This window comes from Kordia sp. (assembly GCF_022447245.1).
In the GTDB taxonomy this organism is placed as follows: Bacteria; Bacteroidota; Bacteroidia; order Flavobacteriales; family Flavobacteriaceae; genus Kordia.
Genome location: NZ_JAKVBC010000004.1, coordinates 17,902 through 39,103 on the forward strand (window position 1 = coordinate 17,902; position 21,202 = coordinate 39,103).

The 21,202-nt window shown below is 38.7% G+C and carries 11 protein-coding genes; 9 read left to right on the forward strand and 2 right to left on the reverse strand.

What is annotated here, in order from left to right; all coding sequences use genetic code 11:
* Positions 1–427 precede the first annotated feature (427 nt).
* From MK119_RS04090 to MK119_RS04120, 7 genes are all read left to right on the forward strand, one after another.
* Positions 428–2,050: a GMC family oxidoreductase N-terminal domain-containing protein gene (locus MK119_RS04090; protein ID WP_290671167.1), complete on the forward strand. Its 1,623-nt coding sequence runs from the start codon at positions 428–430 to the stop codon at positions 2,048–2,050.
* 3 nt (positions 2,051–2,053) lie between these two features.
* Entirely contained in the window at positions 2,054–3,193 is a 1,140-nt protein-coding gene (locus MK119_RS04095; RefSeq protein ID WP_290671169.1) for an NAD(P)/FAD-dependent oxidoreductase, read from the forward strand.
* A 132-nt stretch (positions 3,194–3,325) separates the two neighbouring features.
* On the forward strand, positions 3,326–4,723 hold the full coding sequence (locus MK119_RS04100) for a DUF819 family protein (protein ID WP_290671171.1): 1,398 nt from the start codon (positions 3,326–3,328) through the stop codon (positions 4,721–4,723).
* 85 nt (positions 4,724–4,808) lie between these two features.
* A complete protein-coding gene (locus tag MK119_RS04105; protein ID WP_290671173.1) occupies positions 4,809–5,426 on the forward strand; it encodes a flavin reductase in 618 nt (205 codons plus the stop codon).
* 6 nt (positions 5,427–5,432) lie between these two features.
* Positions 5,433–6,329 carry a carbon-nitrogen hydrolase family protein gene (locus tag MK119_RS04110; RefSeq protein ID WP_290671175.1) on the forward strand — a complete coding sequence of 299 codons (897 nt, stop codon included), beginning with the start codon at positions 5,433–5,435 and terminating at the stop codon, positions 6,327–6,329.
* A gap of 106 nt (positions 6,330–6,435) precedes the next feature.
* A complete protein-coding gene (locus MK119_RS04115) occupies positions 6,436–7,560 on the forward strand; it encodes a serine hydrolase domain-containing protein (protein ID WP_290671177.1) in 1,125 nt (374 codons plus the stop codon).
* Between the two features lie 244 nt (positions 7,561–7,804).
* On the forward strand, positions 7,805–11,020 hold the full coding sequence (locus MK119_RS04120) for a UvrD-helicase domain-containing protein (protein ID WP_290671178.1): 3,216 nt from the start codon (positions 7,805–7,807) through the stop codon (positions 11,018–11,020).
* 60 nt (positions 11,021–11,080) lie between these two features.
* On the opposite strand, the gene MK119_RS04125 is transcribed toward MK119_RS04120, so the two are convergent.
* Positions 11,081–15,277, reverse strand: coding sequence for a PKD domain-containing protein (locus MK119_RS04125; protein WP_290671179.1), 4,197 nt, complete (start codon positions 15,275–15,277; stop codon positions 11,081–11,083).
* A gap of 208 nt (positions 15,278–15,485) precedes the next feature.
* Between MK119_RS04125 and MK119_RS04130 the strand changes: the two genes are divergently transcribed.
* Positions 15,486–16,292, forward strand: coding sequence for a hypothetical protein (locus MK119_RS04130; RefSeq protein ID WP_290671181.1), 807 nt, complete (start codon positions 15,486–15,488; stop codon positions 16,290–16,292).
* Positions 16,293–16,310: 18 nt separating this feature from the next.
* Here the strand turns inward: MK119_RS04130 and MK119_RS04135 are convergent, their stop codons facing one another.
* Positions 16,311–17,852: a hypothetical protein gene (locus MK119_RS04135; RefSeq protein ID WP_290671183.1), complete on the reverse strand. Its 1,542-nt coding sequence runs from the start codon at positions 17,850–17,852 to the stop codon at positions 16,311–16,313.
* 706 nt (positions 17,853–18,558) lie between these two features.
* On the opposite strand from MK119_RS04135, the gene MK119_RS04140 reads away from it, so the two are divergent.
* On the forward strand, positions 18,559–20,916 hold the full coding sequence (locus MK119_RS04140; RefSeq protein WP_290671185.1) for an outer membrane beta-barrel protein: 2,358 nt from the start codon (positions 18,559–18,561) through the stop codon (positions 20,914–20,916).
* The last annotated feature ends 286 nt before the right edge of the window (positions 20,917–21,202 follow it).

A 21,202-nucleotide genomic window follows, 5' to 3' on the forward strand; every position in this document is an offset into this window, starting at 1 on the left:
ACTAACTACCTTAAACTGCTTTACTACTCAACAGTAGGTCCTGTAAATAAGTTGACCAACAATAGAGTATGCTTTTGTCTGTTTCCTTTTCAAAAATGGTCACAAGTCCTAACTAGAGCCAATATTGACAGTATTTTTCAGGCTTTCTAAAGTCACAAATAGGTGGATATAATTAAAGGATAACTACATCATTACACTTACCAAATGATGAAACACCTAATTCTAGCTCCGGGAAGAACCTCCTATCCCATAACAGTGTAAATAGAAAAAGATGTCTGTCCTTAAAAAATAGAGATACCATCATGCCTTTCCAAATAATTTTATTCTCCTTTTTTATGGAATGGAATGATTGTTTGCTAAATTGTTATTATAGAAGTTGTTTAAAAAAATTTCAAAGTCTTCCATTCATTAGAAATAATAATTGGCAATGGCAACCGTAGATTATATCATTATTGGGGCGGGCTCTGCTGGCTGCCTTTTGGCAAATCGCCTTTCGGCAAATAAAAAGCATCAGGTAATCCTCCTAGAAGCAGGTGGTAGGGATAAAAATCCTAATATTCATATCCCTGCAGCATTTAGTAAGTTATTTAAGGCAAAAGAGGATTGGAATTACAGCACTGTTCCTCAGAAATACATGAATGGTCGTCAGATGTTCCAACCAAGAGGTAAAGTATTAGGAGGTAGTAGCAGTACCAATGCGATGATCTACATTCGTGGGCACCGCTACGACTATGATCAATGGGCAAAACTAGGTAACAAGGGTTGGTCTTATGAGGAAGTACTTCCTTACTTCAAATCATTTGAGCACAATACTCGATTGAAGGATGAATTTCATGGCCAGAAAGGAGAACTCAATGTTACCGATCAGCCTTGGCGTCACCCTTTCGGGAAAAGACTCTTAGATGCTGCGAAAGCAGCAGGATACGATTGGAATGAAGATTTTAATGGTGCAGCACAAGAGGGTTTTGGCTATTATCAAGTTACTCAAAAAGAAGGCCGACGCCATAGTGGCGCAGCCGCTTTCTTAAGCCCCGTATTACACCGCTCAAACTTAAATGTGGAGATCAATGCATTAGTGCATAAAATCATCGTAGAAAATGGCGAAGCCAAAGCAGTACTATTTGAACAAAATGGCACTGTACGTACCATTCACGCACAAAAGGAAGTTATTCTTTGTGCAGGTGCCTTTGGCAGTCCACATCTTTTAATGCTTTCCGGTATCGGTCACGAAGCAGAGCTTCGTCAACATGGCATAAAAGTAGAACATCACTTGCCTGGAGTAGGTAAAAACTTACAAGACCACCTGATCGGTGGTATGGCCATTAGCACGCATGATAAAACGACCTTGGATGGTGTAGAAAGATTCCCGCAAGTATTCAAAAATCTTTGGCAATATTTTGTAAACAAAGGAGGCCCACTAAGCTCTAATGTTGCAGAGCTAGGGGGATTTTTAAAATCTGATCCGGCTATTCCAGCACCAGATTTACAGTTTTTGTTCGCCGCTGCCTACTTCGTAGAGCATGGATTCCAAAACCCTAAAACTGGAAATGGCTATAGCTTTGGACCAACCCTAATTGCTCCATTCAGTAAAGGTGAAGTACGATTAGCTTCCAAAAATCCTCATGATTATATAGCCATTGATCCTAATTATTTTAGCGATGAAAGGGATGTACAAGTCATGCTGAAGGGATCCCATATTGTACAAAAGATTTTGGATCAGGCCCCTTTCGATCGTGTAAGAGGCAAAACGTTTATGCCCAATAAAGAGATTCAAAATGATGATGAAATGGCTTACTTTTTACGGCAGTATTGCGAAACGCTTTATCATCCCGTCGGCACCTGTAAAATGGGCAGCGATGATCAGGCTGTAGTAGATGAACAACTGCGTGTTCATGGCGTTCGAAAGCTACGAGTAGTAGATGCTTCCATTATGCCCATTATCATACGAGGGAATACCAATGCACCAACTATGATGATTGCAGAAAAAGCATCAAGTATGATATTACAACAAAGCTCAAAAAGTACCCAAACCATTCGTCAAGAAGCATAAAGAATGAAACAAACAGATGTATTAATTGTAGGGGCTGGACCTGCAGGACTAGCCATGGCAGCTCATTTGCGAAAGCGAAATATAGACTTCCATATCATCGAAAAAAGTGATCGAGTAGGTAATGCATGGCATAAACATTATGATCGATTACACTTACATACAGTAAAGCAGTTATCCCATCTCCCATTCAAACCATTTCCAGAGCACTACCCACTGTATGTCTCCAAACAACTGCTAACGGATTATTTCTACGAATACGCTACTACCTTTGGTATTCAGCCACAATTGAATACAGCAGCAAAGAAAATGACCAAAAATTCAAATGGTTGGACGGTAGAAACAGAAAATGGTGAAACCATTGAAACCAAGCAGTTAATTATAGCCTCAGGTGTAAACAGGCATCCTGTACATCCTTACTTTCAAGATGAAGAAGATTTCCAAGGCGAAATCATTCATAGTCGTTTTTATAAAAACGCACTAGCATACAAAGGGAAAAAAGTACTGGTCATTGGTATGGGCAATACTGGAGCAGAAATTGCACTCGATCTGTGTGAGAATGGTGCAGAATCGTTCATCTCTGTAAGAAGTCCCATCAACATCGTGCCCAGAGATATCATGGGCCGCCCTACGCAGCTTACTGCCAAAAAATTGCAAAAATTACCGAATTGGCTCAGTGATTGGATTGCAGTACAATTAAGAAAATTTACGGTCGGTGATATCAGTAGATACGGCATCCAAACGCCTAAAATGCCGCCAATGAAACAGCTCCGGGTCACAGGCAAGACCCCAGTTATAGACATTGGAACATTAGAACAAATAAAAAAGGGAAATATCAAAGTCGTACCGGCCATTGATCGATTTACTACTTCTGGAGTCTTATTCAAAAATGGGGATGAATACCCATTTGATGCGATCATTTTAGCTACAGGCTATCGTTCTGGTATTCAAGACTTTTTTGATCATACCGAAGATTTGCTCGATGATTATGATATTCCTAAACAGGTCATCGGCAAAGATAATTTTGAAAATGTTTATTTCTTAGGTTATGATAATTACACACCAGGAGGTATCTTGGGTGTCATCAATAGAGATTCTGCTATCATTGCAGAGCATATTGCGAAAGTTAATAGTGTAACGGTATAGTGTTTAATAGTATAAGCGTATTATAGTTAATGGTAGTACTATTTCACTGTAAACCAATATCCATTATTCTATTAAGCATTAACTTTCCCCCTGAAACCATTAACCAAAACTAGCGACTGAAACCAACAAAACATGAATCCACTTATTCAAAACGATGCTACTATTTTGGGGCTATTGATCATTACACTAGCCTTTGTTTTTGTTACTTCTAGTAGTAAAAATCCTGGATGGAAGAAGTTTTATACTTACGTTCCACCATTATTATTGTGTTATTTCCTACCTGCATTATTACATTGGCCTTTAGGTATTATTGCACCAGTTTGGTATAAAGATATGGATGCAGTACGTAGTTTCTTGCAAGAAAGTATCTTACCCAACTTGCCAAATGATGCTAGCCTTGGAACGATCAAGGAATTATTAAAAGAACAGGGGTTGACAGAAGATGCTATTGGTGCATATGCGACCAAGTCTAAGCTCTACTTTATGGCATCTCGTTACTTATTACCAGCTAGTTTAGTTTTGCTTTGTATTGGCATCGACTTTAAAGGCTTAATGAACTTGGGTTGGAAACCAATCGTTATGTTCTTAGCAGCAACTGTTGGTATTATCCTAGGTGGGCCAGTAGCATTACTTTTCATTTCTACGATTGCTCCAGATATTATTTCTGCAGAACCTGATCAGGTTTGGAGAGGGCTTTCGACGGTTGCAGGAAGTTGGATTGGTGGTGGCGCTAATCAAACCGCCATGAAGGAAATCTTTGAGGTGCGAGATAATCTCTTTGCTTCCATGATTGTCGTGGACGTTGTCGTAGCTAATATTTGGATGGGCTTCTTGCTTTATGGGGCAAGTATTTCCAATAAAGTGGATGGTTGGTTAAAAGCGGATAACACGGCTATTACTGACCTAAAAGAAAGAATCCAAAATTTCCGCGCAGGTATCGAGGTGATCCCAAATACCACTCAAGTTTTTGTATTACTTGCCGTAGCATTTGGTGGCGTAGCCGTAGCCCACTTTGGCTCAGATATCATTACACCTGCCATGAGTTCTTTTAAAGAGACCTTAAATGATTTAGGACTAAACTCTCTAATGTCTGGCTTCTTCTGGTTAGTGGTTATTGCGACTACGCTTGGTTTAGGTTTATCTTTCACCAAAGCAAGAAATTTAGAAGGGGTAGGAGCTTCTAGATGGGGAAGTGTTTTCATCTATATTTTAGTAGCTACCATTGGTATGAAAATGAACCTCGGTGAGGTACTAGATAATCTTGGTCTTTTCGCAGTTGGTATTATATGGATGTTGATCCACGTTATCATTCTACTTTTTGTAGCTTATTTGATAAAAGCGCCATTCTTCTTCGTAGCTGTGGGTAGCCAAGCCAATGTTGGTGGCGCCGCTTCTGCACCGATTGTCGCCTCTGCATTTAGTCCAGCACTTGCCCCTGTTGGGGTGCTTATGGCTGTTCTAGGTTATGCATTGGGTACTTATGGTGCCCTGATTTGTGCATACATGATGCAAGCGGTTGCGGGAGGATAAGAGTTGTTTTTAGTTACCTCAATAGTTATTGGGGTAACTAAAAACCATTCCCCTCTTCTACTGTTGTGATTCAAAATAAACAAACATGAATCGTACAATTACAATAGAAGAGATTTTGGATATGGAGCGCTTTCAGCGCTTGCACTTGATCAATACCATTGTTGGTTATAAAAATTTGAACTTAATTGGTACTATTGGACATCGAAAAGTCACGAATCTTGGGCTTTTTAACTCTTTTGTCCACGTGGGAGCAAATCCACCTCACTTAGGCTTTATGATCCGCCAGTTGACGGTGCCTCGTCACACTTACCACAATATTAAAGCTAATAAATACTTTACCGTTAATCACATTCATGAGGAGATTTTGGCGAAAGCCCACCAAAGCTCTGCCAATTATCCAGAGAATATATCTGAATTTGCTGCTACTGGATTGACAGAAGAATATACCGACCGCCATCCAGCACCTTATGTCAAAGAAAGCCGTGTAAAAATAGGTTGCGAATACGCTGAAGAACATCACATGAAACTAAATGGAATGATCTTCCTTGTTGGGAAAATTGTAGAAATCATCTTGCCAGAAGATGGAATCGATGAAAGCGGACATCTTAAACTTCCAGAATTAGGTACCTTAGCCTGTACTGGATTAGATACTTATTTTGAAGGCAAACAAATCGAACGTTTGCCCTACGCAAGAGTAAAGTGATAAATCATGAAGACCAAAGTCGCTGTCGTTCAGGCTACGCCTGCCCTTTTTGATAAAAATCGAACGCTAAATATTGTTGCAGACTGGACAAAAAAGGTAGCGCAAGAAGGTGCCCAGTTAGTACTTTTCCCGGAGGCATTTATCCCTTGTTATCCAAGAGGCTTAAGTTTTGGGGCAGTGGTTGGTAGCCGCAAAGCTGAAGGAAGAGAACATTGGTTAAAATATAATAGCGAAAGTGTAGTTGTACCCAGTACCGATACAGAACGCTTGGCGCAAATAGCAAAAGAACATCAAGTATATTTGATCATCGGTATCATTGAAAAAGATCAAACAAGCAGTCTTTATTGCACGATGCTTTACTTTTCGCCTGACGGCAAATTGATGGGCAAGCATCGCAAACTCAAACCAACAGGCTCGGAGCGGATTATCTGGGGAGAAGGCGATGGCAGTGATTTGCACGTATTCGATACCCCTTTCGGGAAATTAGGAGGCTTGATTTGCTGGGAAAACTATATGCCATTGGCAAGATTTGCCCTTTACCAACAAAATATCCAAATCTACCTCGCCCCTACTGCTGATCATCGGGAGTCTTGGACAGCAAGTATGCAGCATATTGCTTGTGAAGGTCGTTGCTTTGTGTTGGGATGTAATCAGTATGTTGAAAAAAGTGATTATCCAGAAGCTTTTCAAGCAGAGATTACTGATCAACCAGACATCATGAGTAAGGGAGGTAGTGTAATTGTCGATCCATTAGGAAATATCATTGCAGGCCCATTATGGGATCAGGAAGGTATACTTTTCGCAGACATTGATGTGGAAGATACGGTCCGAGGAAAATTAGACTTTGATGCTACTGGTCATTATAATAGACCTGATGTTTTTGAGTTTCGTGTTAAGACCTAAAAAGCCATCATAGGAGCTTATAGATTAGACGAATAATTGGGTTCAAACGTAGATCATTCTTCCATAAATAAAGAGCAATCTCCATTTTGCAGAAAAACGAAACAAAATGAGGATTGCTCTTTACATTTTTTTAGCGCTTGTAGCTCTAGCATTAGGCAGTTTTACATGGGCCTATTTTTACGTCACCAATATTCCTACACTAGAAATTAGTGAAAATGCATCTCTAGAAAATAAAATCGAACAGATTGATGCTTACCTTCAAGATTTACAAGAAAAAGGTCGATTTAATGGTGCTATCTTGATTGCTAAAGACCATCAACCTTTACTCATGAAAGGCTATGGTTGGCATGGGATGAAAAAAGAAAAAGCACTCACCCCACAGTCTTCTTTCCGACTAGCATCGGTTTCTAAGCAATTTACGGCTACTGGCATTCTAATTCTAAAAGAAAAAGGATTGTTAGACCTAGACGCCCCCGTAATAACTTACTTAAAAGATTATCCTTATCCAGAAGTGAAAGTTAGACATCTACTTAACCAGACTTCTGGAACGCCAGATAACTATATGTCTTTATTCGAGAAACATAAAGAGAAAAAAGGGGATACTCTGAGTATTCAAGGGATGGTGCAATTAGTCAGTCAACACCCAGAGGAAGTTTTAGCGAAAGCGGGAACTACTTACCAATACTCTAATACCAATTATGTTCTATTAGCAGGAATTGTTGAAACAGTATCTGGCCAAACCTTCGAAGCATTTATGCAATCAGAACTTTTCGAACCTATGGGTATGAAAAATTCGAGAGTATGGAACCTCTTTTCTGCTGATGAAACCTTCCCCAACAAGACCGATGACTTCGACGGTATGCTAAAAAAGACCTTAAAACCTACTTTGCTTGATGGTGTAGCAGGAGATGGTGCAGTGTTCTGTAGTGTAGAAGATTTTTTGATTTGGGATAAATTCTGGTATGGTAATGATATTATCAGCCAAGAAAGTATCAATGAAGCTTTTACTCCTCCTAGTTTACCTGATGGGAAAGAAACGAACTATGGTTTCGGTTGGGTCATACAAGGGAATATGATTTGGCATAATGGTAGCTGGCTAGGTGCAAGGACCTTCTTTGGTCGCAACGTAAAAGAAAAAACTTGTATCGCACTTTTAGACAACTCTTCAAATCTTAATTCAGAAGGAATTCTAAGAGAGATTCAAAAGGCAGGTATCCTAAAAGATAAATAGTGCTTTGGGGAATAATTATGGAAAGTTATTCCCCAAAGAATCTAAGAGCATGTTTAAATTTTCTACTGCCTGAAAACCAAAGTTTTGAGAACTTTGGCGTCCGATTGGATCAGTTATTTAGCTCGCTAAACGCCTTCACAAATCGTTAGCCAAAACCCTACCTTGACTGGTAGGCAAGCTCAAATCGTTGATTATCAGTTTGAATAAAATTTAAACACACTCTTAATTTCAGAAGTGGAAATATATGCAATTAAGAATTATATCGGCTGGAGCAGGAAGTGGAAAAACTTATCGATTAACCAGTGAGATGGTTGAGCTATTAAAGTCAGGTGTGCGAGCGAATGGAATTATTGCGACTACCTTTACTAAAAAAGCTGCTGCAGAGTTGCAAGAGCGGGTAAGGGTGCGCTTGCTAGAGGAGGGCTTAAATGAGCAGGCTGATGCTTTGTCTAATGCACTCATAGGCACAGTGCATGGTCTTGGTGTGAAGTTATTGCAGCGATTTGCATTTGAGGCTGGGGTTTCTCCACAGGTGGATATCATTGCAGATGAAGATTCGCAGGTTTTATTTAATCAGTCTTTATCGATGGTACTGACGAATGAGCGGGTGGAGCGAATGGAGGATTTGTGTAATAAGTTGGGCCTAAGTAAAAAGCAACATTATGATTGGCGTCGAGAGATCAAGTATTTGACAGATGTCGCAAGAGCCAATGATTTTGATAAAGAGATACTAGAGGAAAGCAAGCAAAAGTCATTCAGCAGCTTTGCTGTCTTTTTAGGCGATGTAAAAGATCAAAATTCCACAAGCTTTAATCAGCGTTTGCAGTTGGCTTTAAGCCAAACGATTCGAGCTTTGGAAGACAATGAGGATGAAACAAAAACAACTAGATCAGCGATTGATGATTTAAAAGCCTTTTTAAAGACTTTGGAGCTAAGAGGCGAATTGTTTTGGCATCAATGGGTAAAGATTTCAAAGATAAAGGTAGGAGCGAAGAGCAAGGATGACACAACAAATTTGCGGGAAACCGCGAATTTGCATTTGGTTAATCCAGCTTTTCAAAAGGATATCAAAGACTATATTGATTTGGTATTTGATATCTCTATTGCTGCTTTGGAGGAGTATGATCAATATAAGAAGAACCGTGGATTGATTGATTACACAGATATGGAGGTGCTGATTAAGCGCTTGTTGGAGAAGGAGCGTGTTCGTACCGTATTAGAAGAGGAGTTGGATTTATTGATGGTCGATGAGTTTCAAGATACCAGTCCTTTACAATTAGAAATCTTTTTGAAGCTTTCGCAGATGGCAAAGTATTCCATCTGGGTTGGAGACCCCAAACAATCTATTTATGGTTTTAGAGGGGCAGAGCCGCGATTGATGAAAGCAGTAATGGAAAAGACAGGTGGTGTACGTCCAGAAGATATTCAAAAGTATTCATGGCGATCTAGAGAAGAGGTGGTATTTACGACAAATGCTTTGTTCTGTAAAGCATTTGATCATTTACCAGAAGAGCAGGTAGCGCTCATTCCAAAGCGTAAAAAAATAGCAGACCCGGAGAGTGTCAATAAGGCTAATGAACCTATAGAAATGGGCGAAGCTTTGGTCCATTGGCATTTTCAAACGGAAGATGGTGGAAAAAGAGTACCTGGGAAACCATGGATGGAAAACTGCATTGCTAATTCCCTCCGCACTATGCTAGATGAAGGCGTAACGATTTTGCCGAAAGGCGAAAAGGAGGCCCGTTTAGCGAAAGCGGGAGATGTAGCTATTCTATGCCGGTCAAATGCCGAATGTGCTACCGTAGCGGAGTCTTTGTATCAAGCAGGTTTTAAAGTAGCTATTGCTAGAAATGGCCTATTGCAAACGGCAGAAGTAGTTTTGCTTATGGCTTGTTTGAAGTATATTTTAAATAGGCGTGATTCGCTCTCTGTTGCCGAGATTTTATTGTTGGCTGGCCGAATACCAATTGAAGATATTATCGAAGATCGTTTAGCTTTTTTGAAGGAATTGCAGGTGCAAGGAATGGGCACATGGGCTGTACAATATCCGATTATCAAACAATTGAATGAGCTGAGAGAACGGGTATTAGAGTACTCTAGTTCGGAAACTTTAGATTTGGTTTTGGAGGAGTTGAACTTGAGAGCAGTTATCCGAGCTTGGGGGAATACAGATCGCCGTTTAGATAATGTAGAGGTGATTCGAAAGCTATCATTACAGTATGAAGAAGCTTGTAATCGAATGCACTCCTCAGCATCTTTGGGTGGCTTTTTGTTGTGGCTAAATGATTTGCAGAATGATCAAAAAGATATGCAAGCATCGGGAGAAGGTCCTGATGCAGTGAATGTATTGACCTATCATAAGAGTAAAGGTTTGGAATGGCCGATTGTAATTTGCCATAGCCTGGAAACGAATTTGCGTGCTGATGTTTGGGGTATCCATATTATTTCTGAAAAGGAAGAAGTGGATCTGGATCATGTCCTTGGAAATCGCTGGCTACGTTATTGGGTCAATCCTTATGCCGATCAAATTCGGAATACCCATTTGGAAAATCAATTAAAGGATAGTGAGGCGAAGGCTAGGGTAGTAGAAGATGCTTTGCAAGAGGAAGCCCGATTGTTGTATGTCGGAATCACTCGGGCTAGAGATTACTTGGTGTTTCCTACGCGTGCCAAATCTCCTAAATGGCTCAATAGAGTATGGCATAAAGGCCAAGAAGATTACCCCACCTTAGATGCAGATACTTTTGAATCTCCTTGGGAGTGGAACGGAAATATACTGTATAAAAAGACAGAAGTCCAGGTGTATCCAAAAACTTTCCCACATGAAGAACAGGCCGTCGAGCAGATTGAACAATGGGAAGAACGAAATGGAAAGCAAAAACATGAAATGGCGGTCATTGATTTGAGAAAGAAGAGACTGGGTAGTGAAGTGGATGCCAAATGCGATACTCCGACGCATTTACCTAAGAGGATCATACTTCAAGCGGAACAAGACCAATACGTTGTTGCAAAGGCCATAAAGTCATATCTAGCCGCTGATCGTAAATCTTTTGATTCAGCTCTAAAACTTAAGATTAGTCAAGGATTATTAGATCGATTTAAAGTATCAGACTTGGTAGATGCTCCTGCCGTTGTCCATTATGGAGATGCCTTTCAGCAGTATCTGGATAGGCAATATGTGGTCAAGCAAGATTTTGTGAAATTTTCCATTCGACTTTTCTACAAAGGCCAATTATTTGAGACCATGATTGATCGTCTGTTAGAAACCGACCAAGGTTGGATTATTATTCAAAATAGTGGTTTTGCTGGTGAGCAAAAGAAACTAAAATCAAAGGCTTTAAGTGATCTTGGAGACTGGTGCTTTTTGTGTCGATTAGGCGTGAAGGAAGTCTTTCAGACAGAGGAGGTGCGTTCTTTTGTCCATTTTGTGATGAAGGGCGTGGTTTTGGAGATTTTGTGAGTGGGTGTGACTGTGTGATGGGGTAGAATTCTCCTTCTCACACAGTCACGTAGTTAAGAATTATCTTACCAGGCTCACGTCACCTTTGCTTTCAAAAGTGATATTTCTAGTCTCGGTTCCAATAAGGAGTAGCATTTTATAAACGTAAACATCAGATGGTGCTGGATTGCCATTATATTGACCATCCCACCCATTGAGTGGATCATTATTATCGTAAACTAGTTGTCCCCAACGATTGAATATCTTCAATTCAATTACGGTGACATCGCCATCTTCTGGAATACCATTCGTTACGTAGTTAAAGAAATCATTTCGGCTGTCGCCATTAGGTGTAAAGACATTTGGTACGGCCACATCTATACATTCTGTTAATGGGAATACAGGGACAGTAACCAATATATCACCCGTACAGCCGGTTGGATCAGTGATAGTTACACTAAGTTCGATATCTTCATCTGTTACTGCCACTACTTCAGGCGTCGCTAAGGTGTCATCTGATATCGTAGCGGAAGAAGGAGAGATGACGTTCCATTGGAAAGTATATCCCATTAGTTCTTCTGGTGTAAGATCAATGATATCCTCATCTATTTCCAAGGGGAAGGTATCCCTTTTACAGATCGTATCTACTTCATAACCAAAAATTGGGGTACTATTTACGAAGATATCTCTCATGGTTTCATCGTTACAACCAGATTCGGTATCTGTTGCTAATAGGCTGACCGTATATACACCTTCTGCATCATAAACAATAGTGGGGTTTCCGACTGAGGAGGTCTCATCATTGCCAAAGTCCCAATCAAATTCATTGGCATCTACAGAGGTATTGACTAGGTTAACCTCCGAGTTGACACAAATTTCAAAATCTCCTGATTCGGAGGTAAAATCTGCTACTACTTTAGTGATATCAATTGTTTTACTAATGGCACTTTCACAAGCATCATCTGCACCACGAATAGTTAAGACAACGGTTCTTAGTCCACTAGCGTCTACTATATATTGGTGATCAATAGGTGTAATATTTTCTTCTATCGCACCATCACCGAAGTCCCATATGTAAGAGGAAACATCAGATGTATCTACTAAGGTGAATGTAATGATATCGCCATCACAGATTACTTCATCAGAGAGTTCAAAATCACCTTGAGGGCCAACTAATGTAATTTGCTTCGTAATCGTATCTGCACAACCACTAGGAATGGTAGAAACGATAAAATCAACATCAAATGTGCCTAAATCGAATGCAAGTTCAACATCCTCAGTAAAGCCTGTTTCACCATTACTTGCATTCCAATTGTAAGTTACAGGAAATTCGGATTCTACATTTCCAAAGAAGTTGATTTGGCCAGGACCACAAATAATAGGATCATTTTCACCATCGAAAGTGAAATCGATGTTAGGGGGTTCTTGTACATTCACTTCAGTTGTTCGTTGGCCGCTACAACCCGAAACATCCTCCGTGAAAGTCATAAGCACATTGTATGTACCCGTTTCATTGTAGGTGGCCATAACAGGAGAGCCAGTAGCAACAGTTTCATTTCCAAAGTCCCATTCAAAATTGAGGAATGACCCACCACCAGTAAAGTCAGTTGCAAGGAAGTCAACTTCTTCGCCAATACAGATATTGGCAGGAAATGGTTCAGCAATAATGGCACTAAATGGCTGATAAACTCTTACAAAACCTTCTACCGTGCCTGGACATCCAAAGACATCGGAAGCGACTAAAGTGAACCTTATCGTATCCATAAAGTCTCCAGTAAAAATGTTAGAAGGATTCTGTTCATCAGAACCAAATGACCAACTCCAAGTGACAATAGTTGTATCCCCAACACTGGTATCAATAAAATCAACAGGTACGGTACCATTTAAACAAATAGAAGTATCCGATTGTATAAATGAAGCGTCCACTCCATATACTGTAGCATCTAATGTAGTAGTATCTGTACAACCGTTTATATCTTCTACCACTAGTTGGATAATTTCATCACCACTAGTTGGGAAGTTAAAAGGAATCGTATCATCTTGGGTCGTAATTGGACGACCAGATATCTCAAAATCCCATTCATAACCTTTCCAGCAATCTGCGTGTACATCTTGAGAACCACCCGCAATCAATTGATATTCTTGTCCACGGCACAGAATGGTATCTAATTCAATATCTGCTATTACTTCGCGAATGCATACTAATGCGGTGTCCATCGATGCAGGGCAACCTGAACCAGCATTTTCTGCTGTAAGTATAACCGTGTAATCACCGCGTTCTAAGTAAGTATGTGTTTCGTCATTATTCATGCTTGTTGTCATATCTCCAAAGTCCCAACTTACAGAGGTCGCATCATAGCTGCTATCTCTAAACATCACATCGTATGGGCTTTCACATTCAATGAGGTAATCAATTCGAGCAATTGGGCCATTGACTGTGATATAATCTTCTTCGGTAATGACGGTTTGACAACCGTTATATTCAAGGGTTAGTGATACATCCATTGCACCTGTTTCGGTGTCAAATATCCAGCTAAGTGAATCTTCTTGGAAACAATGGAAGGATCGACCGTTATCGGTTTCGAAATGATAAGCATCTACATCTTCCAAATCATCTGGATTGACCATACTCTCAAGGGTGACGGTATCACCGGGGCATATTTCGAGAGGGCCAGGGCCATTAAAACTTACGTCTATTGGGCCACCAACTTCTATGAGTAAAACATAGGATGTATCAACACAACCAGCTTCATTTTGAATATTCAGCACTGTTTCATAAACACCAGGTTCGGTATAAGTATGTGTGTGATCATCATCATTGGTAAAGGTGTCCATTGTGCCATCGCCATAATCAAATTCCCATAGAATGATCTCTTCCCTAGAGTCACTTGAATCGGCGAAGGTTACTGTTAGCGGTGCACAGCCATCAATGACATCAGGCATGTATAAAGCATTAGGCTGATAAATGGTATCGAACCTGATTAAAGTATCTCGACATCCAGATGGATTTGTAACAACTAAAGTTGTAGGAATTTCAATTCTACCATTTTTAGAGTAGATGGTTGAATCTGGATTAGTATAGGTGACCATTGAGGTGGGGCCCTGTGCAATAGAATCATTATAAAATATCCAATCCCATGCTACAGCATCAGGAGAAGTAGCTTCAAAGTTGATATCAAATGGATCAGAACAACTATAGTTAGGGTCAGAGACGAAAGATGGATCAGGATCGTCTACAAAAATGGTAATGGTGGTATCTCCTGTACAAGAACCATCAGTTGTTATTACTGAAAGGCTAACTTCTTGTGGTCCAGGTATTCTAAATCGAACAGAAGGAGAAGAAGTTGTACTTGTAGAAGGAGAAGAAGTTTCCCCAAAATTCCAGTTGTAGAAGCCATTGTCTGAAAGGTTAGTAATAGTTACTAATTCATCCAAACAAACCGTATCAGGAATATTGAAATTAGCTAATGGTTCTCCAATAGATACATCCTGTGTGAAAGTTACGGCACAACCATTTTCGTCTGTTGCTGTAAGACTGATTGGGAAATTACCATCTGAATCATAGTTTTGTGCTGGTGGATTAATACCTGCGAAGGTATTGCCATTTCCAAAGTCCCACTCATAAGTCACGGACAGGTCACTGTCAGTGGTATTGTTGATCGTAACGTTTAAAGGAGGAACGCAGGCCGATGGCGGACTAGGATTAGTTGTAAACATAGTATTTGGACCATCACTTACGTCAATAAGATTAGTTTCAATGATTATTGAATTTGAATTACAACTTTCAATGCTTGATATGATTTGAAGGGAAACATTATAAACTCCCCCTTCCTGATAGGTATAAGCTGGATTCTCTTCTTCTACAGAACCACCATCACCAAAAGTCCAGTTGTAAGCTATTATATCTAGCCCATCAGGAATAATGGAATTATTAGTAAAGTTTACTAAGAAAGGTGCGCAGCCTATTGTGGTATCTGCTTCAAAGCTCAGGATGGGCGTTTCGAAAACAGTTATGGTAATGGTACCTATAATAGGTCCACCTTGACTTTCACTAAAAGATACATCATAGGTTCCTGCTTCTGTAAAAGTCGTAGAAGCATTTTCCAGCACAGAAGTGCCACCATTATCAAAATCCCAGAAGTAAGTGGATGAACCCGTAGGCGGTGTAAAAGTTACAAATAGAGGTGCACAACCTTGTGTTTCTGAGGCAGTTTGGCCATGTAATAGGTTAAAAAAGCTAAAACTAAGCGCAAAAGAGAGGAGCAGAGCAATTCTCATAAATTGGAATTTTTTAAGCAAATTAATCTTCACAGCTTCAAGCCTTTAAGTCTTGGGAAAAGAGCTTTCCAAGACTTAAAAGTTGGAACTTATAAATTCGTCTTTCGGTTGCTATTTTCCATAAAAAAAGTAGGAGTAGCAGAAATTATTTATTGAAATATATATATTGCAATATAAATAGTTATTTCATTGTTTACCAACAAAAGTTATGAAAACAATAATCGCTACCATTTTTTCTTTATTGTTTGTTTGCTCGATTGCTTTTGCTCAGCCTTACCATACTAAGCAAGCTCCTTTGCCATGCCTTAATAAGAAGGTAAGTGTCGTAGCGCATATTGTTCGAGATTCTTTTGGAAATACCGGGATTACAGAGGAAGAAATACTTGCTGTAATGGATACCACAAATAGCTTTTTTTCGCCCATTTGTTTATCATTCGAAATTTGTGAATTTAGAATGATTGATAACTTCCAATATGATTCACTCATGTCTGAAAATCATTGGGAAGAGATGCAAGTAAAATATCATCAAAATAATCGGTTTAATTTATTCTTCGTGACAGATATTATATATCTTCCTTTTGACTGTGGCTATGCGGATATTGGTGGGATACAAGATGTTACTGCCTTAGGTGCCTTAGTTAAAAAAGAGTGTGTCTTTGAAGATACTAAATGGATTGCCCATGAAATAGGTGCCTATATGGGATTGTTCAATACTTTCGAAGGGAATGGCATTGAGCTCGTAAATGGCGATAACTGTGAAACAGATGGCGATCAAATCTGTGATACGCCCTCAGATCCTTACGTCTTAGGAGAAGCCATCATTCCTTCTTATTTATCGCCTCAAGATTCCTGTCGTTTTATCAGTACGAAGACAGATGCCAACGGAGAATTTTATAAACCTCATGTAGCCAATGTTATGTCCCAATATCCAAGCTATTGCGCTTGTGGATTTACGTATGAGCAACTGCTCAAAATGGCAAATAACTATCTTGAGGCAGAGGATAAAATGTGGTAATCACCACCTAGCACCTTACTATTGTCTTCCTGTTTTGTTTTCTTTATAAAATTTGTTCTCTAACGAATTTAAGGCCATTTCCCAGAGGGTTTCATAGGGAATGATTTCTACTTCGTGTGGTTGATTAGCAACTTCTAGCGGGACTTCACTCAGCTGTTTGGTGTATTTCTTTGCTTTTCTTGTTACGGCAGCCTTGTGGAAGCTACAAGAAGGGATAAGTAGTAATAATTTGATAAAACAGTTGCTTCGGAAAGAATCATCTTTTCGGAGATATCTATAGCAATATTTGTCTACGGCCTCAATACGATCAATAGCGTCATTGTATCTCTTTTGGAGGATGAGGAAGAGGACTTGCACAATGAGAATTGGAATATTTCTACGTCTTTTTTCTTTGGAGAAAGAGGTGACTTCATTCAGGAAGCGGCCTAGTTTAAACTTATTAAAACGATTATCGTCTCTTCTAGGTTTAACATTTCCGAGAATGACTAAATAATGGACATAGGCTTCATTAATTTTCCATGTTTCCACTATACTTTTAGGTTGGAATTTTAGTAGTTTATGGTTGATAACCTGATCGAAAACTTCATAAGCTTCTTGATATTTTTGGGTATGCAGACAAAGAATAAAAAATAACTCTAAGTTTTTGAACCAGTTGAATTTACCTTCCTGTATAATACTGTTGCTCCTCATAGCAGCATCTCTTCCTGCTTCATACTCTTTGAGTTGTGTGTAACAAATGAGCTTTTGATTGAGAAATGTTTGTAAAGCCAATACTGAGACATAACTTTTACCTTCAAAAAAATCTATTGCGTCGTCGCATGCCTTGACTGTATTTACGTAATCATTGATACTCATATATATGGCCATGTGAATTAGACGGCCACAAAGGTGAATTTTGTAGGTATCAAACTCATCCATGATGGGCTTTAGTTCCTCGTAATAAGCTTTGGCTGTTTCGTGAATTTCTTGTTTAGAGAAATTGGCCCTGTGGTAAAGGCTAATGAGTCGACAGTATAATTCTTCACTTTTACCTACTGCTAGCCACATTTGTGTATAATATTGAAAGCGTTCGTTATATAGCTCAAAGTTCTTTTCATCTCTTTCAATCGTAGCAGCATTACTGCGAAGCAAGCGAAATATTTCAACTAATAAATCGGTAAATTCGTACTTGACGGCAGGAGAAAGAATATTTTTACATAGCTCATTAGCGGATACCTTTGCAGATTTGCCTGTAAGTATTTTTACCGCTGCCCATTCTTTCCAGCAATGGTAATATGCCTTTTGTTGATCATTGTAATAAGGTTGTTTGAGATCGATAAAAAATACTGTATTAATCAATCGCTTCTTGAGGGTGTTTTTTAAATTTCTATAAGCGGAAGACTTTTCATCTTGATTGAAAAAATGAGTTGCTGCTTCTTGGTCTGACTTGAATTGACCAGCAAGGACACCTTCATATAACTGATTTACTTTGGTGTCCTTATTATATTGATTGCCAATCACTTCTATTTGGCGGACTTTATTTTTATTGATGATCGTTACTAGTTCTTGTAGTATTCGCATACCGTTAATTTTTACTTCGTTAGCGACGAATAGATCTGAAAATAAAAGTTCTTCTTAGTCAAATTTTGCGTGTTCATGCAAAGCTATCGTCTAAACTTAATTACGAATAAGTACTTCTCTCGGGCGATGTGTAAGCTTATGTTTAAATGCGTAATTATAATTTATTTTGCTGAAGTGAATCAGGAAAGTAAAGTAATGAGTTGTTAAGCTTCCGTTTAAGTCTTAAGGCTGTAGTGTAATTACTCTCAATGAAAGTACTAATGCAATGAATAAATATTGGTTTAAAGTTGAATGTGCTGTAGAACTAGTTTGCTAAAGAGTAGCGAATGTTTGAAGGGCAGTGATCATTTTACTTCGCAGTTGCTCATTAGCTATTCGATATCATACAAATTTAAATAAGTATTCAACAAAGTCAAGTAAATACTTTGTTTTTTGATCGGTCCAACCATTTTCCTCTTTGAAAAAAGAATGCCTATATTTTAGTATAAGGTAGTCATTTAAAATATTGATTTTCAATAATTTATTGATTTGGAATCGAAGGTAGTATGGATAACAGTAATTGTCGGTATAAGTCTAGCTGTCTGAGGAATTGGAGCGAAATGCATGCAAGTTTGTAGCATAAGAATGAACAAACTTAAAATCAAGAATCATTATGCGTTTGAATTATTGCATAACAGGTACCCTATGCCTGTTACTGAACATTTTCGTGCATTCTATATCATTCGGGCAGGATGCAAAAGCGTATCGCTTTATCATTCAAGATGAAACAGAAAGCCCCGTCCCAAATGCGACAGTACAAGTCTTTGAGGGAGAAGATTTGTGGATGGCGGGTTATACCGATACATTAGGTGTTTTCTCTTTTGAAAAAGGTAAAACGGATCAAATCCAAGTTGAAATTAGTTATCTAGGATATGAAATTTGGAAGAGTCCTTATGATTTATCAAAAGAATCAAATGATATTAAAGTCCAACTGATTCCTGATGCTAAATGGATTGATTTAGTAACAGTAAAAGCAGATCGAAAGATCATCAAGCAAGAAGCAGACCGCCTAGTACTACAGATAGATGGTAAAAATACCCTTGGGAATAATGCTATTGAGATTTTGGAAAATGCACCTGGCGTTTTAGTGCAAGAAAACGATATTTCCTATCTTGGGAAAGGTGTAAAAATATTGATCGATGGTCGTCCCACTAAATTAAGTCCAACCCAGATTGGTAATTATCTGAATAAAAAAGGGGCTTATGCCATTAAACGAATTGAGTTAATTGCAGATCCAGGTGCTGCTCAGGATGCATCCTTCGATGGCCGAGTGATAAATATCATTACGCAAAGACGTGAAGGGGACGGTTATACAGCAGGCCTATCCACGACAGCTATACAACGCTCTGAGTTTCTTTCTGGAACAAGCGGTGTGGATTTTCATATGCAATATGGAAACCTTAGTCTTTTTGCGGATGCTGGTTATTATAATGATCGTCGTACAGAAAGATCTATTAATAATAGAGCCATTGATTTTGATAGTGGAAATACCGAAATCAATGAATCCAGTAAGGTACGCCCAGAAGGCACTGGTTACAATTATACTGTAGGGGTGGATTATGATCTGCATCCTAAATCTATCTTGGGTTTTAAATATGTCGGTTCTCAAGATGAAGCCAATCGATCACTTCGAGGTTTATCCAATATTTTTAATAATGGACAATTAGATTCATTGGTAAGTATTGATGATGAAACGACTGGAGATTATTCATCTAATACTTTTAACTTAAATAATAAAACAATCCTTGACTCTACAGGAGCATTTATCAATCTAGATATTGACTATGATATTATTGATAATACTTCTGCTAGTGATCAAATCTTTAATACACTGAATACCAGCATGGAACCTTTGCATGCGCCAGATAAACGGTTCCAAGACATTGGAAGTCGAAACCGCTTATTTGGTGTAAAGCTAGATTATCAAAAGAAGTTTACAACTTGGAAGATAGATGCTGGTTTGAAATACTCACAATCGAATATTGACCAGACTTTAAATCAACTGTTTGACAATGGAACCAATACACTGAGTTTATTAGATACACTCAATTATCGAGAGGATATCTATGCAGCTTATGTAGATATTAGAGGAAAGAGCAAGTTTTTTAATTATCGAGTGAGTCTTCGTTCTGAATTAACAGATTACGAGGGTAGTGCTAGCAGCCTTTTTGCTTCCATTGGCGATCGATATTTGAATGTTTTTCCAAGTGTATTTTTGGCGAAAAGCCTAAGTGAAAAGCATTATGTGGTATTGGCTTACCAAAAGAAAATTAGACGTCCTCGATTTGGACAATTGATTCCATTTAGAAGATATACTAGTGCATTCTTTTATTATGTGGGGAATCCTCAATTACAACCGTTTTTCCCGCATAGTGTAGAGGCTAGATATTTTTATAATGACAAATACTTTATTAGTGCACGATACGAAAAAGCCAACAATCGAATCCTAGGTTTTAGCCAAGTTGAATCAAATTCAAATGTAGTAGCAGGAATTAAACAGAATAATGGAAGCTACGAAAAATTTGTATGGATTGCGGGCTATAATGGAAAGATAAAGAAATGGTTCTCATTGAATGCCAACTTTGTTTATTCCTTTGGAAGTCAATCGCTTGTAAGCGAAGGTGTAGAGGAAGTGTTTGAATATGATACTTACAATATTTCCTTAAATCCAAGTTTCAAAATCAGTAAGGCTCTACGGGCTAATCTGAATTTATATTACAGCTCAAATGTTTATTACGATGTATCTCAGACCTTAAATTACTGGAATTTAGGATTCCGTATTAGCCAGACGGTACTGAAAGGAGCAGCTTATATTTCGCTTTCAGGCAGTGACCTTTTCCTGAAGAATATCACAAGAAGAAAAGCAGATTATACAAACATCTCTTCTTATGTCGAAAATAACTGGGATAGTCGCATTTTCCGTCTGTCATTCTCTTATAATTTTGGACAAGACGATGTACGTAAACAAAGAAAAAGAGCTAAAACGGCTAATAATGATGTGCGTCGTAGAGTAGGGGGTAATTAGGATATCCTCAAAAAAAGAAGCTATTGATTGCAAGATATTGGCAGTTTGTTGGGTGAGTGTTGAAAGGTTTTATCCTTACCAGCTGCGAATAACCTAAAGAATCACATTGGGGTAATCGTCTTTCTAAAACTACCTTACCTTATTGTCTGTAGGGATGATCAAGAAAACATTCTGCGAATAGCGCAGTCTTAATTTAGCAAGTCTATAGCTACTTTAATTGCATCCTCTTTTTTTACCCCTAGAATGTATTAAATATCAGTATTTTTATTCCCATATCTATTGGAAA

Bases quoted from the DNA above. Each gene is read 5' to 3' on its own strand.
- MK119_RS04115 (WP_290671177.1), top strand. From the start codon at position 6,436: ATGAGGATTGCTCTTTACATTTTTTTAGCGCTTGTAGCTCTAGCATTA.
- MK119_RS04110 (WP_290671175.1), top strand. From the start codon at position 5,433: ATGAAGACCAAAGTCGCTGTCGTTCAGGCTACGCCTGCCCTTTTTGAT.
- MK119_RS04090 (WP_290671167.1), top strand. From the start codon at position 428: ATGGCAACCGTAGATTATATCATTATTGGGGCGGGCTCTGCTGGCTGC.
- MK119_RS04100 (WP_290671171.1), top strand. From the start codon at position 3,326: ATGAATCCACTTATTCAAAACGATGCTACTATTTTGGGGCTATTGATC.
- MK119_RS04125 (WP_290671179.1), bottom strand. From the start codon at position 15,277: ATGAGAATTGCTCTGCTCCTCTCTTTTGCGCTTAGTTTTAGCTTTTTT.
- MK119_RS04135 (WP_290671183.1), bottom strand. From the start codon at position 17,852: ATGCGAATACTACAAGAACTAGTAACGATCATCAATAAAAATAAAGTC.
- MK119_RS04120 (WP_290671178.1), top strand. From the start codon at position 7,805: ATGCAATTAAGAATTATATCGGCTGGAGCAGGAAGTGGAAAAACTTAT.
- MK119_RS04105 (WP_290671173.1), top strand. From the start codon at position 4,809: ATGAATCGTACAATTACAATAGAAGAGATTTTGGATATGGAGCGCTTT.
- MK119_RS04095 (WP_290671169.1), top strand. From the start codon at position 2,054: ATGAAACAAACAGATGTATTAATTGTAGGGGCTGGACCTGCAGGACTA.
- MK119_RS04130 (WP_290671181.1), top strand. From the start codon at position 15,486: ATGAAAACAATAATCGCTACCATTTTTTCTTTATTGTTTGTTTGCTCG.